Here is a 14,225-nt window from a genome sequence, read left to right on the forward strand (position 1 = left end):
CGTCTCGATTTCAATCAGCCCGCGGACGGCGATTTCCGGGACGCCTTTGCCCGGGCCATGCGCACTATCCCGGCAGATACCGGCATAACCAACGATCTCGCCGCGCATCGGGTCGGGAGCCAGCTGGTCATCACCGCCACCGCGACCGGCGAATGGAAAAACCCCGGGATCTATTTTGACCCTATGGACGGGGGAATTGTGGCCGGCGATCCGGACATTCGCGCCGAGGGCAGCCACCTCAAGGTGACGGTACCGGTCACCGACGAATGGGGAGAAATCCCCGCCACGCTGGCAGGAAAAGCGCTGTCGTTGGTGCTGACAAATGGTGAAAAAGCGCAGCAGATAAACCTTACGACTGGCGCGGATCTCGCCCCGGCGGCAACGGTTAGTCTCGGGAAAATAGTGCTTCTCGCGCTGCTCGGCGGCTTAATCCTTAACCTGATGCCGTGCGTATTGCCGGTGATGGGCATGAAGCTCAGCGCGGTGCTGCAGGCCGGTTCAGACCGGGACATGGTCAGGCTGCGTTTTCTGGCCACCAGCGCGGGTATTCTGACCTCGTTTGCTCTGCTGGCGCTGATGGTGACGATACTGAAGCTCACCGGCGCATCGCTGGGCTGGGGGATCCAGTTTCAGAATCCCTGGTTTATCGGCTTAATGGTTGCCGTCACCTTTCTCTTTTCGCTGAACCTCTTCGGGGTAGTCGAGATGCTGCTTCCCTCGGCAGCCGTGAGCCGGATGGCGACCGCCGGCGGCGCCGGGATGGCGGGCAGCTTCTGCGAGGGCGTTTTTGCCACCCTGCTGGCAACGCCCTGCTCGGCTCCCTTCCTGGGTACGGCCGTCGCTTTCGCGCTTGCCGCGCCGCTTCAGGAGCTGTGGCTGATTTTTCTGGTGCTCGGGCTGGGGATGGCTGCGCCGTGGCTGTTCGTCGCCCTGTTCCCGCAAACTGCCGCCCTGCTCCCCCGCCCCGGCCGCTGGATGAACACCCTGAAAATGGCGCTTGGCGTCATGATGCTGGCCTCCAGCCTCTGGCTGACAACGCTGCTCGGCCTGCACCTGGGCGAAACGGCGGGCGGCATGCTGACGCTGGCCCTCACCGTGGCGGCCCCGATCGCCTTGTTAGTCGCCCGTCCGCGAGCGACGCCAGCATTCTGGCTGGTGATTATCGCGCTGGCGGCGTTTGCCGGCTTTCAGGTTCGCGGCCTGCTCGCTGAGGGTGCTATCGTCTCGTCGCCGGAGACTAACGCTCAGCAAATTCGCTGGCAGCCTCTCAGCGAGGCGGCCATCCAGAGCGCGCTGGCGGATGGCAAACGGGTGTTTATCGATATCTCAGCCGACTGGTGCGTTACGTGCAAAGTCAATGAACACCGGGTGTTAAATCAGCCCGCCATCATCAGCGCGTTGACTGAGCCGGATGTCGTCGCGCTGCGCGGCGACTGGAGCAAGCCTTCTGAGCCGATCGCCCGTTTCCTGCAAAGCCGAAATCGTTACGCCATTCCCTTCAATCAGGTCTACGGTCCAGGTGAGCCGCAAGGAGAAATGCTGCCGCCGCTGCTCGATCAACAAAGCGTCCTGAACGCGCTCACTCATGCCAGAGGTTAATTAACGATGAAAAATACGCTGCTCACTTTTCTTCTTCTCTCGGCGTCGTTGACGGCGTCAGCCTCGTCGCCGCTCACGCCGGCGCAGGAGGCCCGCGTGCAGGCACTGGTCCAGGAGACGCTGCTCAGCCATCCTGAAATTTTGATCGCCGCGGCCGATAAGCTCGATCGGCAGAATGCCCGGGCGGAACAGGAATCGCTCAAGAAGGTGCTGTCGCAGTACGGCGATTTTCTCTTTCACGACCCCCACTCACCGCGAATCGGCGCGCAAAATCCGAAGCTGACGCTGGTGGTCTTTACCGATCATAACTGCCCGTATTGTAAAAAGTTTGACCCCTATCTGGAGAAAATTGTGGAAAAATACCCGGATGTTGCGGTGATCTTTAAGTTTCTGCCCTGGCGCTCCGAAAGCTCAATGACCGCGGCCAGGGATGCGCTCACCCTGTGGCGCACGCATCCTGACCAGTTCGCCAAATTTAACGCGATCCTGATGGCAAAAAAGGGGTATCACGACAGCGCCAGCCTTGAGCAGGCGAAAAAAAAGGCGGGCGTCATCGTGGCTAAGCCGGATGCGCAAAGCCTGGAGACGATTCAGAAAAGCTTCTCTGTCGCCGAAAAGCTCGGCATTCAGGGAACGCCGGCCACGCTAATTGGCGATGAGATGCTGTCGGGCTGGATCCCCTGGGAGCAATTTGATGCCACAATCGGCGACGCGCTAAAAAAACAGTAACCCACGTCAGGGGGAGCGTTCCCCCTGCATTGAGAGGCGATATGATGAAATATATTTTCCTGCTGGCGGCCTGGATGATACCGGGCCTGGCGCTTGCGGAGGGGGCGATTCCCCAGATAGTTAAAAACTTTGGTGAACAGCAAGGGATCAAAATCATCAAGGAGATAGATTCCCCCGGCGGCGTAAAAGGCTGGGTCGGTCAGTATCAGGATATGGGGGTGACCCTGTTTTTAACCCCGGACGGAAAGCACGTCATTTCCGGGTATCTTTACGATGATAAAGGGCAAAACCTCAGCGAGGGGTATTTTAAAGAAGCGATCTATACCCCCTTAGGCCGCGAAATGTGGAAGAAGCTGAACGATGCCCGGCCCCTGAAGGAGGGCGCGGATTCGGCGGCCAGAAAAGTCATCGTCTTCGCCGATCCGTTCTGCCCTTACTGCAAGACGTTCTGGTCGGCGGCGCAGCCGTGGGTAAAAGCCGGTAAGGTCCAGTTGAATACCCTGCTGGTTGCCTTTCTCAATCCGAAAAGCGGCCGATACGCCACGGCAATCCTGAATGCCAAAGATCCGGTAGCCGCCTGGCAAGAGTATGAACTCTCCGGCGGCAAAAAAGTGCCGCGCTTTGACGGCGTGACGCCGCGCGAAACCTTTAATCTTCTTCAGCATAACCAAAAGCTGATGGATGATTTGGGCGCCAGCGCGACGCCGGCCATCTATTACATGAATGAACAGAACGAACTCCAGCAGGTGGTCGGCATGCCCGACAAGAAACAGCTGCTGGAGATGTTCGGACCTGAGCCCTGATGAAGAGCGGGCGTCCCGCGGGGCGCCTTGCCAACCCCGGCCAGAGCTCGTATTTTATGACCTGCTCTGCCCGTCCGGGCCTTCAACGCTTGAGTGATTGAGGAATAATGGAACGTTTATTTGTCTACGGCACGCTGCGTCCGGGCCACTCCAATGCCCATATTATGGACAACATTGGCGGCGAGTGGCAGCCCGGCTATGTGCAGGGTCTGTTTTATGAACGCGGCTGGGGAGCGGCGGCGGATTTTCCGGGGATCGTGCTCGACAACAACGGGCCTCGGGTCGACGGCTACCTGTTCCTGTCCACAAATCTTAGCGCCCACTGGCCAATGCTGGATGCGTTTGAAGAGGGCTACGACCGCGTTGCCGTTGACGTTACCATGGAAGACGGCCAGCGCGTGACCGCCTGGATCTATCAGCTACAGCCAAAGGTCGCAGCGTAAAACCCTTTAGCCCCGCGCCTGCGGGGCGTCGCCCAGCGCGGGTTATGCGTCGCGCCAGCCCATTGCCGGCGCAACGTGCTTCAGTATGGACTCAATCACGTGGGCGTTATACTCCACACCCAGCTGGTTCGGTACCGTCAGCAACAGCGTATCCGCTTCGGCAATCGCCTCATCCTGCTTCAGCTGTTCGACCAGCTTATCTGGCTCTGCGGCGTAGCTGCGGCCAAAAATAGCGCGGGTCTTCTCGTCGAGGAAACCTATCGAATCGCTCTCGTCACGGCCCGAACCGAAATATATCCGGTCTCGATCGTTCACCAGAGCGAAAATGCTGCGGCTGACCGAAACCCGCGGCGTGCGCGTATGGCCCGCTTCAGCCCAGGCCTCGCGATAGGCGCGGATCTGCTTCGCCTGCTGGATATGGAACGGCTCGCCGGTTTCATCGTCTTTCAGCGTCGAACTTTGCAGGTTCATCCCCAACGTTGCCGCCCATCTTGCCGTCGCATTCGAACCGGCGCCCCACCAGATTCTCTCGCGCAGCCCTTCAGAATATGGCTCAAGCCGCAGCAGTCCCGGCGGATTGGGGAACATGGGCTGCGGGTTAGGTTTCGCAAACCCCTCTCCGCGCAGCGCGTCCAGCAGCACTTCGGTGTGGCGGCGCGCCATGTCGGACTCGTTTTCGCCCTCGCCTGGAACATAACCAAAATAGCGCCAGCCGTCGATCACCTGTTCCGGCGAGCCGCGGCTGATACCCAGCTGTAAACGGCCGCCGGAGATTAAATCCGCCGCGCCCGCATCCTCGGCCATATACAGCGGGTTTTCATAGCGCATATCGATCACGCCGGTGCCGATTTCAATACGTTTGGTTTTCGCCCCGACCGCTGCCAGCAGGGGGAACGGCGAGCTGAGCTGGCGGGCGAAATGATGCACCCTGAAATAGGCGCCATCCGCGCCCAGCTCTTCGGCGGCAACGGCCAGATCGATGGATTGCAGCAGCGCGTCAGCGGCCGAACGCGTCCCGGACTGCGGCGACGGCGTCCAGTGACCAAATGATAAAAAGCCAATCTTTTTCATGACGTGGGTGTCCTGGGTTGCAGGGAAGTCGTCGGCAGATGGCGCATAATGAAAAACGTGTCTGCCACATTATGCCTCTACTCTACGCATAACCAGGTGAGAATAAATATCGTTTGTTTAACCGAATGCTTCAAATAAATTGATTGAGTCTGCCCGGCGGCGCAGACCGCGGCCCGGGCAATAAACACGGGCTCACAGGCCGAATATCGCCTCAATTTCAATTTTGAGATCCGCAGAAAACAGGCGGCTGACTTCTACGAGCGAGCTGGCGGGTAGATGATCGCCGTAGTTCCGGTAAAGCACTTTGCGCAGCTCGCCGATCTCATCAAAAGAAGTGATAAAGATCGTGACTTTGATAAGAGACGAAAAATCAATGCCTTCGGCGCGGGCAACGGTTCGTATCTGGGTAAAAATCTCCTCCGCCTGTGCGCCAATACCGGCCTGCTGCGCACGGGTGCCAAACGCGGTGAGCCCTGAAATATAGAGCGTGTTCCCGTGCTTAACCGAATGAACGTAGGGCGCCTTGACCTCGCCCAGTTCAGGGTAATTTTTTCGTACCATCTGACTCATACCGATATCCTTATTTAAGTTAAAACTGACAACCCTTCTGACGCGCTGTTGTGACCACCCAGCGTTGCCGTATCAACGGTATTTTTACCGATTCACTAAAAGCCCGTTCTTATCTTGCGCCAGCCGCGGACTTGTTGTGATTTCACGCCAGGGCTCGTCACAGCCGGCCTGCTCCATCTCCACTCCATAATCTGAACAATATCACTCAATCCTCCTTCGTCAGAATGTTCATTACGCTCAGGAGGAACCATGAACAAGCTGAACTACTCTCTTAAATACGTCGAATACTTATTCAGAAAATGCCGGGGAATGATGACTTCGGATCTTTATTTTCATACTGCCAAACTCAACAAAGCGTCGCAAACCTTTGTCAATCTCAAAAAACCCATCACGCTGAGTGAGAAGATATGCCACCGCCTCGTCTACGATCGTAACGCCCTTTATACTCTGCTGGCCGACAAACTGGCGGTCAGAGAATATGTCCGCACACGAACCCAGCTTGTGCAGGTGATACCGTTAATTGGCGTTTACCACCGCGCAGAGGATATTGATTTTAGCAAACTCCCGGCAAAATTCGTGTTGAAGTGCAATCATGACTGCGGCAGCACCGTTATATGCACCGACAGAGACAACTTTAATCCGGCCAATACCTTAAACCGACTCAAGCTGGCGCTCAAAAAGAATATGTATTACACAACCCGAGAATGGCAATATAAGCATATTACCCCGGTTATTCTCTGTGAGATGTTTATCGACTTATTTTCTGACCGAGATAAAAACGTTACGCCTGAAATGTTAAGAATACACTGTTTTCATGGGGTAGCCTGCTTTGTGGAGGCTGATTTCACCGATAAACAGGGGCGCGAATATATTAATGTCTATGACAGATCGTGGCGGCTGCAGCCTTTTCAGATGGAATATCCAAACACGCCGGGGCCGGTACCTGAACCCGAATCCTTTCATCGCGCCGTCACTGCCGCGCAGGAATTGGCAAAAGAGATTGACTACTGTCGTATCGACCTGATGCTAAAAGAAAATGAAATTTATTTCAGTGAAATAACATTAAGTCCGAAGCGAGGTAAACTTAATATCACACCGGCGATATGGGATGCTAAGCTCGGAGACATGTGGCACTGATGTCTCCAGAAACAGGCTCAATTGAGCCTGTTTTTCACGGCAGGTTGACGGGCCATGATAATTTAAAAATCGAGTGATTTTCTCGGGATAACTGATAGCTCACACTACCGCCGTGAGCGAGCATAATCGCTTTGACGACCGATAATCCCAATCCGCAGCCTTGAGGATTAATATGTCTGGCATATTCTCCGCGCTGAAAAGGTTCAAATAACAGCCGCTGGAGTTCTTCAGGGATTCCGGGACCACGATCCTGAACCAGAATATAATTTTCTTTGCCAGAGGTTCCATTCTTTACCAGCAAAGTTCGGGAGGTGGAATATTTTAACGCATTATCGAACAGCACCGTCAGGCACTGCGTCATACGCAAAGGATCGCAAACGCACAACTGCTGCTTGAGTTCAGTGATAAGGGTGAACTGCCTGCTGCGAAACTCCGGTAAAAAAGTGTCAAGCGCGCTGGTAATCGTCGCTTCGAGATCGACCTCACTGAGCGTCAGCGTATAGCCGGCGCCGCCGGAGGAACTCACGACCCGCAGGTCCTCAATTAAATTAGTCAGGCCTTCCGTTTGTCTCAGCAGGTTTCTGAATAGCGCGGGCTCTGGCTCAAATACCCCTTCTACCAGCCCCTGAAGCCTTCCGCGCAGAATAGTGACGGGGGTTCTGAGTTCGTGAGCGATGGCCGCGTTCCACAGGTTCCTCTGAACGTCGAGGGTCTGCAGTTTTTCCGCCATTTCATTGAAATCATTAACAAGATTATTAATCTCGCCCAGCTGAGAGCTGGTGCCGGACGCTCGCGCGCCAAGATTGCCCTGCGAAATTTGTTTCAGGCTCTGGGCGACGGCATTTAGCGGCGTCAATATTCTGGCAGAGAGTTTAACGGTAAAAAACAGCGATACCACCAGACTGGTGACTGAAGCTATCATGATCCACATCCAGTCCAGTAAGGTCATATCATCTTCGTTCCCGGAGACGGCGCCTCCCGGCAGGTAGTCAATCAAGAAGCTATAAAATAGATAAGAGCCCACCACGGCGATAGCGATAATAATGAAGGTTAACGACAGCATATAGGTCAATATCTGACGGCTCAGAATCGTTTCTTTGTTCATTTTTTCTCACCTAACCGATAGCCCACTCCTCTGATGCTCTCCGGGATGCCTTTGAGCCCCGCGTGTTCAAGCTTTTTCCGCAGCTTACTCATATGGCTATCAACGGTTCGATCAAGTGAATCCCCCTCGGGCAGGCAGGCATCCAGTAACTCTTCACGTGAGCACACCTTTCGCGGACTGCGCGCCAGGTAGGTCAAAAGCTTAAATTCGGTGGTGGTCAACACCGGGTTGACAATCTTATTCTCGACGGTAATTTCCACGTAAAATTCATCGGGATAAATTGTCAGAAAGGGCAGTCTTAATGGCCTTGAATTGGCGACTTCGGCATTCGGCCGGGTTCTGCGGAGTACCGCTTCCACTCTGGCGATCACCTCGGAGGGATTAAACGGTTTTATCACGTAGTCATCTGCGCCGAGCCTCAGTCCCATCAGTTTATCGACATCCTGGTCAAGCGCGGTCACCATGATAACCGGCACGTTAGTCTCTTTGCGTAAGGTCATCAGCACGTTCCAGCCATCATAAACGGGTAGATGGATATCCAGTAACACGAGGTCCGGTTTATGCAGACGGGTAAGATTGATCGCCTGCTCGCCGTCCTCCGCCCGACAGGTTTTCATTCCCGCCCGATGTAAATAGCCTGTCAGAATAGCGGCAATTTCATCGTCATCCTCGGCGATAATTATCAGATTGCTTTTGTTCATTTTAGTTTCCACATTACCGATAATAGATTTTATTTTATCTTAAAAAGATTTTACGCCGTACATTTTTTAAACGCTCCACAACCTAATCTCAGGCACCTGCCGCGGATGGATATTTTTCCTGTTAAAAGCAATGTGACAAGCCAGGAGTTAAAAAGTTGCACACGCCGCACTTTTTCCTGCCGATATAAAACACGCGGAAGACGCCTCCATACTGGCTACACAATCACGAAATAAACAATCAACATACCGCTGCGATAATCTTTAATCGAGGAAGAAAAGTGAAAGCGTGAGTGTGATACGCACGCCTGAGAATTCAGCTCGCCAGGCAACTGATGTGGGCCCCTGTCAGAGAAAAATTATGGAAAGCTTAAGCAATATTCGTCGTGAAAAAGTTCTCGCTGCCTTTATATTTTCCCTGACAGCATGGGCGTTACTTTATTTATGGTTATACCTGGTGCATACCATTGATGAAAAGGTAGCGTCCACGACGCTGTCATCGCCATTGGTCCATGCCAGTATCACCTCCGCAGTCCTGGCGTTTATATTACAAAAGAAACCGGGCGCGTTAAGAGAGTTAGCGATTATCGTCTTCTGGCTGGTATTAATATTCATCTATAGCATTATAGTATTTAATATACTTTTGAACACCGTACCCGGCATATATGATATTGTCTTTTATTATGAGTGCTTTTTGCTGATCGTTTTCTGCGGTTCTCCGGTGTATTTATTGATGCGGATGATTTGATTTTACGCCATGAGAAAGATAGCCCTCTTTAGCCAGGTCGGCAGCCGCGTTCATAAAATTAACCGGGAATATGCATACACACTCCCTCCATAAATCGGCCATCGGCGGTCAACATCGCGCATTTAGACTTAGCCACTTCCTCCTCGACCTCGTTCTGGCCGGATGGCGATATATGCCATTCGCCAGGAGACAATTGCTCGAACGTTGCCGCCCGGATGACGCTATCGCACGAGTTTACCGGAGGATAGGCCCCGGGAAACCGAGCGGTCATCCTGAATTTATTGACCTTTTTGTTTGTTGACTGGATGTCTATCTGATGCCGCACTTTTTTATTGAACGTCCTATTTTCGCCTGGGTGGTCGCGCTGTTTATCGTGCTGACGGGAATATTGTCCATTCCACGCCTGCCGGTTGCACAATATCCTGCCGTCGCACCGCCGGGCATTATTATTTCGCTCAGCTATCCGGGGGCCAGCCCGGATGTGATGAATACGTCTGTTGTTTCACTTATCGAGCGCGAGATTTCTGGCGTGGATAATTTGCTTTATTTTGAATCCTCCAGTGATACCACCGGCATGGCTTCCATTACGGTAACCTTCAGGCCGGGAACGGACGTTAAGCTCGCGCAGATGGATCTGCAAAACCAGATTAAAATCGTCGAGCCGCGTTTACCGCAGGCGGTAAGGCAAAATGGCATAACGGTTGAGGCGGCAAACTCCGGCTTTCTGATGATGGTGGGGTTAAAATCCCCAACGGGAGAGTATCAGGAAGCTGATTTAAGCGACTATTTTGCCCGCAATGTGATCGATGAGCTGCGCCGCGTCCCTGGCGTTGGCAAAGTCCAGCTCTTCGGCGGGGAAAAAGCGCTGCGTATCTGGCTGGATCCTATAAAGCTCCATGGTTACGGGCTTTCCGTCACGGACGTCGTGACCGCTGTCGGCCAGCAAAACGTGATTGTTTCTCCCGGCAGAACGGGAGATGAACCAACGACGCCGCAGCAGGCCGTCACTTATCCGATAACCGTTAAAGGTCAGCTCTCATCCGTTGAGGCGTTTCGCAACATTACCTTAAAATCTGAGGTGACTGGCGCACGGCTAAAGTTGGCTGATATTGCGCGCGTGGAGTCCGGGTTACAAAGCTATGCGTTTGGCATACGGGAAAACGGCGTTCCCGCCACGGCTGCCGCTATTCAGCTCTCTCCCGGCGCAAACGCGATCGGCACAGCATCGGGGGTCCGCGCGCGGCTCGCGGAGCTTTCAGGCGTGCTTCCTGAAGCAATGGCGTTCACGGTTCCGTTTGATACCGCCCCCTTTGTGAAGCTTTCTATTTTGAAGGTGGTGGAAACCTTTGCCGAAGCAATGGTGCTGGTGTTTCTCGTTATGCTGCTGTTTCTGCACAAAATCCGCTGCACGTTTATCCCAGCAATCGTAGCCCCGGTGGCGCTACTGGGCACCTTAACGGTGATGCTGCTTAGCGGCTATTCCATCAATATCCTGACCATGTTCGGCATGGTGCTGGCAATCGGCATCATTGTTGATGACGCTATTGTTGTTGTCGAGAACGTTGAGCGCCTCATGGAAGAAAAGGGGCTCTCCCCGAAGCAGGCCACGCGGGAAGCGATGAGTGAAATCACCCCGGCCATTATGGGTATTACGCTTGTGCTGACTGCGGTATTTATTCCCATGGGTTTTGCCGACGGGTCGGTAGGGATTATTTACCGGCAATTCTGTATTTCTATGGCGGTATCCATTTTATTATCGGCATTCCTGGCGCTGACGCTCACCCCTGCCCTTTGCGCTACGTTACTTCGGCCGCATCAGCCTGACCGGAGCAAAGGTGGTAGGTTTTCCGCGTGGTTTAACGCCCGTTTTCATCGCCTTGCCTCATTTTACGCCTCCGGGCTCGGGTTTGTTCTGAAACGGACCGGACGCATGATGCTGCTGTATACCGCGCTCTGTCTCGCGCTGTATGCCGGTCTATCCTCATTACCTTCGTCATTTTTACCGGATGAAGATCAGGGTTACTTTATGTCGTCGATTCAGCTCCCTTCCGACGCCACGATGCAGCGTACGCTTAAGGTGGTACAACGATTTGAAGATGAAATTGCCGCGCGGCAGGCCGTTGAAAGCAACATCATGATCCTGGGATTTGGGTTTTCAGGCTCAGGGCAGAACTCTGCCATGGCTTTCACAACCTTGAAGGACTGGAAAAATCGCGAGGGCGCGACCGCCCAGGGTGAAGCAGAGTATATTCAAAGCAGTATGGAAAGTGTTCCCGATGCCGTCACGATGAGCCTGCTCCCTCCGGCTATCTCAGACATGGGGACCTCATCCGGGTTTACCTGGTATTTGCAGGACCGTGGCGGCAAGGGCTATCCGGCCCTTAAAAAGGCAGCGGATGAGCTGGTAAAGCGTGCGAACCAGAGTCACCTGTTGAACGATGTCTATATTGATGGGCTCCCTGAAGGGAGCAGCCTGACGCTTAACGTCGACAGGGAAAAAGCGGAAGCGATGGGCGTATCCTTTGATGAGATTAACCAAACGATTTCCGTCGCAACGGGCTCCAGTTACGTCAATGACTATACCAATAATGGCCGGGTTCAACAGGTAATCATTCAGGCGGATGCGCCCTACCGCATGCAACCAGAGCAGTTATTGACGCTGTCGGTGAAGAACCGCTCGGGACAGATGCTTCCTTTGGCGACGTTTGTGACGCTCTCCTGGAACGTTGCCCCGCAGCAGCTCAATCGCTATCAGGGATATCCGGCCATCCGTATTAGCGGAAGCGCCGCCGCGGGCGAGTCCACGGGTAGCGCGATAATGGCGATGGAGAAGCTGGCGGACCAGTTGCCGACGGGTTTCGCCGGAGAATGGGCGGGGAGTTCGTTACAGGAAAAGCAGTCCGCGTCACAGCTGCCGGGGCTGATAATACTCTCGGTGCTGGTCGTATTTATGGTGCTGGCCGCACTCTATGAAAGCTGGTCGATTCCCTTCGCGGTAATGCTTGTGGTTCCTCTCGGCCTGCTCGGCGCGGTTGCGGCCGTGACGGTGGCGAATATGACCAACGATGTCTTTTTTAAAGTGGGCCTGATAACCCTGATTGGACTTTCCGCTAAAAATGCGATTCTGATTGTGGAATTTGCCAGACAACTGATGAGCCAGGGAATGAACGTGATGGATGCAACATTACTCGCCTCAACGCAGCGCTTACGCCCAATACTCATGACCTCGCTGGCATTTACATTAGGCGTCGTACCGCTGATGCTGGCCAGCGGGGCGAGCGACACGACCCAGCATGCCCTGGGAACGGGCGTCTTCGGGGGCATGATAAGCGCAACGGTGCTGGCTATCTTCTTTGTCCCCGTCTTTTTCGTCATGATTACGCGGTGCATTAAACAACGACGGAAAGGGGAAAACACCCCGCGCCATATTAAATAGCACGAGGTGGGTACGAGCACTGCTGAAACGACAAGACCAGTTTTACGCTGCGTTAAGGGAAAGGATGTCGCCGCGCTTTAGACTCGCTTGCCTCACTCGTTCGGCGACCTGGTCGTTATCCATTATCTATTAGCCGGCCGCTAAAAAGCGGCTGGCTAATGGCGCACGCTTTTCATTGCATCCTGCCTGCCCGGATTGCACGGCTCTTTTGTGCCCGGGAGATAAAATTTTCCGGACGAGTCAGGCTGCGTTCCGCCCGGGCACCCATCGCGTCCAGACGCGGTCGCGCTGCCATCAGAGCCATTCCCCCCATCCGAGTTATTCCCATTCCCCCCGTCGCCGCCATTCCCGCCGTTAGCGGCATAGGCTGAGCATGCGCACAGCATGAAGAAACATACTAAAAAGCGTCTGATCATCACCATCCCCTGTCATCGGATTTAAATAGTGCCTGAAAGCCGATGAATTGTACGCGCTTCCAGAATCCGTTGAACGCATTTCTGCCGCATAGCCGGATAAGAAAAACCGTACGCAACGCGACTGTCGTTGCGCTCAGGGACAGGACATGGAATAAGGGAGGAATAATCCTGGGACAGGCCGTTGTGATATCGCCAGCACGGCTTTCGCTATCGCGGGCGTAACGCTATAAATCGTTATTTATCGCACAGTATGACATGAGTGGCGGCAGGGCCTTTGTCATCTCTATGGAGGATGGCATATTCAACTTTCTGGCCTTCAAACAGGGTATTAAAATTATCACCACGCAGCGCCGAGCAATGGACCGAGATATCTTTACCGCCATCGAGAGGTGAAATGAAACCAAATCCCTTCGACTCATTATACCACTTGACCAGACCTTTAATTCTTGAGGACATACTGACTCCAGTTGCGCATCAGGTAATTGACAGAAAACGTGTCGGATTAAACGTATGGACTCAAAAGAAAGGGGGTATCAGCGATAGCGCCTGGTAATGAGAACGGGCCGGTAAAATTTTTAAGTGCATGCGTTTTTTCGGATTAATAATTTCATTAAGGCATGAATACCATTAATAAGCAACTGAAATTTTAGCCGTCCAGATACCCCGATGGGGATAAATAATGAGAAGCGGTCTTAAATTTATCGCGCTGCGACGGGTGATATGGCTTCACCGCCGGGTGAGCCTGTTCGGAAAAATAAAAAAACCATTCTCTGCAGATTCATCCACGTTACCGTAACCAAAAATCGAGTTAACCCAATGAAATACTTAAATTTATTATCATTACGCCATCAACAAGGCGCTGGTGAATCATTCCCCCTCTTCCCGTATCACTCTCCGCCCCGGCAATATCAATTGAAATAAGTCTTGCTATCCGCGGTGAAGTATGTGACTAATGATTGGTCGGTTAAGTACACAGACATAATAAAGCGGTTCAGTAAAGCAGTCCTCATCTCAAGTGTTATCCGTTGATAATTCTTCCTTTTGAGTCTCCTTATCGTTATTAATTAGATTCTGTGCGAAACCTTTTCGCCGTAAGGCTCAGATATGTTGAGGTATTATCAATGTCTAATAAAATGACTGGTTTAGTAAAATGGTTTAATGAGTCGAAAGGTTTTGGTTTCATCACCCCGGACAACGGTAGCAAAGATGTGTTTGTACATTTTTCCGCTATCCAGGGCGGCGGTTTTAAAACCCTGAACGAAGGCCAGAAAGTCGAATTCACCATTGAAGATGGCCAGAAAGGCCCTTCTGCCGGTAACGTCTTCGCCATCTAAGCTGCGCTTTATTCGCTGGCGGTAGATTTCAGCTTCGCTACCGATGATGGAATCGCGCCAGTTAAAAAACCCTGACATCATGTCGGGGTTTTTTCGTTATATCGCGAGCCGCCGGGTAATAAAAAAACAAGGCTGG

Annotated in this window: 13 protein-coding genes; 8 read left to right on the plus strand and 5 right to left on the minus strand. The window is 53.2% G+C overall.

All coding sequences use genetic code 11. The annotated features are described in order from the left end of the window. The 4 genes from HMPREF1144_RS02290 to HMPREF1144_RS02305 all read left to right on the plus strand — a co-directional run. The coding region (locus HMPREF1144_RS02290; protein ID WP_009651747.1) for a protein-disulfide reductase DsbD family protein at positions 1-1,599 on the plus strand (1,599 nt) is incomplete at its 5' end. A gap of 6 nt (positions 1,600-1,605) precedes the next feature. Then, positions 1,606-2,328 carry a DsbA family protein gene (locus HMPREF1144_RS02295; protein WP_009651741.1) on the plus strand — a complete coding sequence of 241 codons (723 nt, stop codon included), beginning with the start codon at positions 1,606-1,608 and terminating at the stop codon, positions 2,326-2,328. A 44-nt stretch (positions 2,329-2,372) separates the two neighbouring features. Next, the gene (gene dsbG, locus HMPREF1144_RS02300) at positions 2,373-3,131 is read left to right on the plus strand and encodes a thiol:disulfide interchange protein DsbG (protein ID WP_009651746.1); all 759 of its coding nucleotides are present in this window, start codon (positions 2,373-2,375) and stop codon (positions 3,129-3,131) included. Between the two features lie 107 nt (positions 3,132-3,238). Then, on the plus strand, positions 3,239-3,574 hold the full coding sequence (locus tag HMPREF1144_RS02305) for a gamma-glutamylcyclotransferase family protein (RefSeq protein ID WP_004849659.1): 336 nt from the start codon (positions 3,239-3,241) through the stop codon (positions 3,572-3,574). Positions 3,575-3,616: 42 nt separating this feature from the next. Here the strand turns inward: HMPREF1144_RS02305 and HMPREF1144_RS02310 are convergent, their stop codons facing one another. Further along, positions 3,617-4,645: an LLM class flavin-dependent oxidoreductase gene (locus tag HMPREF1144_RS02310; protein ID WP_009651740.1), complete on the minus strand. Its 1,029-nt coding sequence runs from the start codon at positions 4,643-4,645 to the stop codon at positions 3,617-3,619. Positions 4,646-4,837: 192 nt separating this feature from the next. Further along, positions 4,838-5,215 (minus strand): RidA family protein, encoded by a 378-nt coding sequence (locus tag HMPREF1144_RS02315; RefSeq protein WP_004849656.1) that lies wholly within the window; start codon positions 5,213-5,215, stop codon positions 4,838-4,840. Between the two features lie 249 nt (positions 5,216-5,464). Here HMPREF1144_RS02315 and HMPREF1144_RS02320 point away from each other — a divergent pair, with 249 nt between their 5' ends. Further along, positions 5,465-6,352, plus strand: coding sequence for an ATP-grasp fold amidoligase family protein (locus HMPREF1144_RS02320; RefSeq protein ID WP_009651742.1), 888 nt, complete (start codon positions 5,465-5,467; stop codon positions 6,350-6,352). Between the two features lie 34 nt (positions 6,353-6,386). Here HMPREF1144_RS02320 and HMPREF1144_RS02325 read toward each other — a convergent pair whose 3' ends face one another. Together HMPREF1144_RS02325 and HMPREF1144_RS02330 are read right to left on the minus strand one after the other, a co-directional pair. Beyond that, positions 6,387-7,457, minus strand: a complete 1,071-nt coding sequence (locus HMPREF1144_RS02325; protein WP_004849652.1) for an ATP-binding protein — start codon at positions 7,455-7,457, stop codon at positions 6,387-6,389. Then, on the minus strand, positions 7,454-8,158 hold the full coding sequence (locus tag HMPREF1144_RS02330; protein ID WP_004849651.1) for a response regulator: 705 nt from the start codon (positions 8,156-8,158) through the stop codon (positions 7,454-7,456). Before HMPREF1144_RS02330 ends, HMPREF1144_RS02325 begins: the two co-directional genes overlap by 4 nt. Before the next feature lie 358 nt (positions 8,159-8,516). Here HMPREF1144_RS02330 and HMPREF1144_RS02335 point away from each other — a divergent pair, with 358 nt between their 5' ends. Both HMPREF1144_RS02335 and HMPREF1144_RS02345 read left to right on the plus strand, forming a co-directional pair. After that, a complete protein-coding gene (locus HMPREF1144_RS02335; RefSeq protein WP_009651744.1) occupies positions 8,517-8,903 on the plus strand; it encodes a hypothetical protein in 387 nt (128 codons plus the stop codon). A 316-nt stretch (positions 8,904-9,219) separates the two neighbouring features. After that, positions 9,220-12,339 (plus strand): multidrug efflux RND transporter permease subunit, encoded by a 3,120-nt coding sequence (locus HMPREF1144_RS02345; RefSeq protein ID WP_009651743.1) that lies wholly within the window; start codon positions 9,220-9,222, stop codon positions 12,337-12,339. 650 nt (positions 12,340-12,989) lie between these two features. Here HMPREF1144_RS02345 and HMPREF1144_RS02350 read toward each other — a convergent pair. Further along, complete coding sequence (locus HMPREF1144_RS02350; RefSeq protein ID WP_004849645.1) at positions 12,990-13,211, minus strand: cold shock domain-containing protein; 222 nt, start codon at positions 13,209-13,211, stop codon at positions 12,990-12,992. A 665-nt stretch (positions 13,212-13,876) separates the two neighbouring features. On the opposite strand from HMPREF1144_RS02350, the gene cspA reads away from it, so the two are divergent. Further along, positions 13,877-14,089, plus strand: coding sequence for an RNA chaperone/antiterminator CspA (gene cspA / locus HMPREF1144_RS02355; protein ID WP_004849644.1), 213 nt, complete (start codon positions 13,877-13,879; stop codon positions 14,087-14,089). The last annotated feature ends 136 nt before the right edge of the window (positions 14,090-14,225 follow it).

The organism is Klebsiella sp. OBRC7, from assembly GCF_000293135.1.
GTDB classification, from domain to species: Bacteria; Pseudomonadota; Gammaproteobacteria; order Enterobacterales; family Enterobacteriaceae; genus Klebsiella; species Klebsiella michiganensis.

Excerpts from the sequence above, each read along its gene's own strand:
- HMPREF1144_RS02325 (WP_004849652.1), bottom strand. The coding sequence starts at position 7,457 with ATGAACAAAGAAACGATTCTGAGCCGTCAGATATTGACCTATATGCTG.
- HMPREF1144_RS02345 (WP_009651743.1), top strand. The coding sequence starts at position 9,220 with ATGCCGCACTTTTTTATTGAACGTCCTATTTTCGCCTGGGTGGTCGCG.
- dsbG (WP_009651746.1), top strand. The coding sequence starts at position 2,373 with ATGAAATATATTTTCCTGCTGGCGGCCTGGATGATACCGGGCCTGGCG.
- HMPREF1144_RS02305 (WP_004849659.1), top strand. The coding sequence starts at position 3,239 with ATGGAACGTTTATTTGTCTACGGCACGCTGCGTCCGGGCCACTCCAAT.
- HMPREF1144_RS02335 (WP_009651744.1), top strand. The coding sequence starts at position 8,517 with ATGGAAAGCTTAAGCAATATTCGTCGTGAAAAAGTTCTCGCTGCCTTT.
- cspA (WP_004849644.1), top strand. The coding sequence starts at position 13,877 with ATGTCTAATAAAATGACTGGTTTAGTAAAATGGTTTAATGAGTCGAAA.
- HMPREF1144_RS02295 (WP_009651741.1), top strand. The coding sequence starts at position 1,606 with ATGAAAAATACGCTGCTCACTTTTCTTCTTCTCTCGGCGTCGTTGACG.
- HMPREF1144_RS02315 (WP_004849656.1), bottom strand. The coding sequence starts at position 5,215 with ATGAGTCAGATGGTACGAAAAAATTACCCTGAACTGGGCGAGGTCAAG.
- HMPREF1144_RS02350 (WP_004849645.1), bottom strand. The coding sequence starts at position 13,211 with ATGTCCTCAAGAATTAAAGGTCTGGTCAAGTGGTATAATGAGTCGAAG.
- HMPREF1144_RS02310 (WP_009651740.1), bottom strand. The coding sequence starts at position 4,645 with ATGAAAAAGATTGGCTTTTTATCATTTGGTCACTGGACGCCGTCGCCG.
- HMPREF1144_RS02330 (WP_004849651.1), bottom strand. The coding sequence starts at position 8,158 with ATGAACAAAAGCAATCTGATAATTATCGCCGAGGATGACGATGAAATT.
- HMPREF1144_RS02320 (WP_009651742.1), top strand. The coding sequence starts at position 5,465 with ATGAACAAGCTGAACTACTCTCTTAAATACGTCGAATACTTATTCAGA.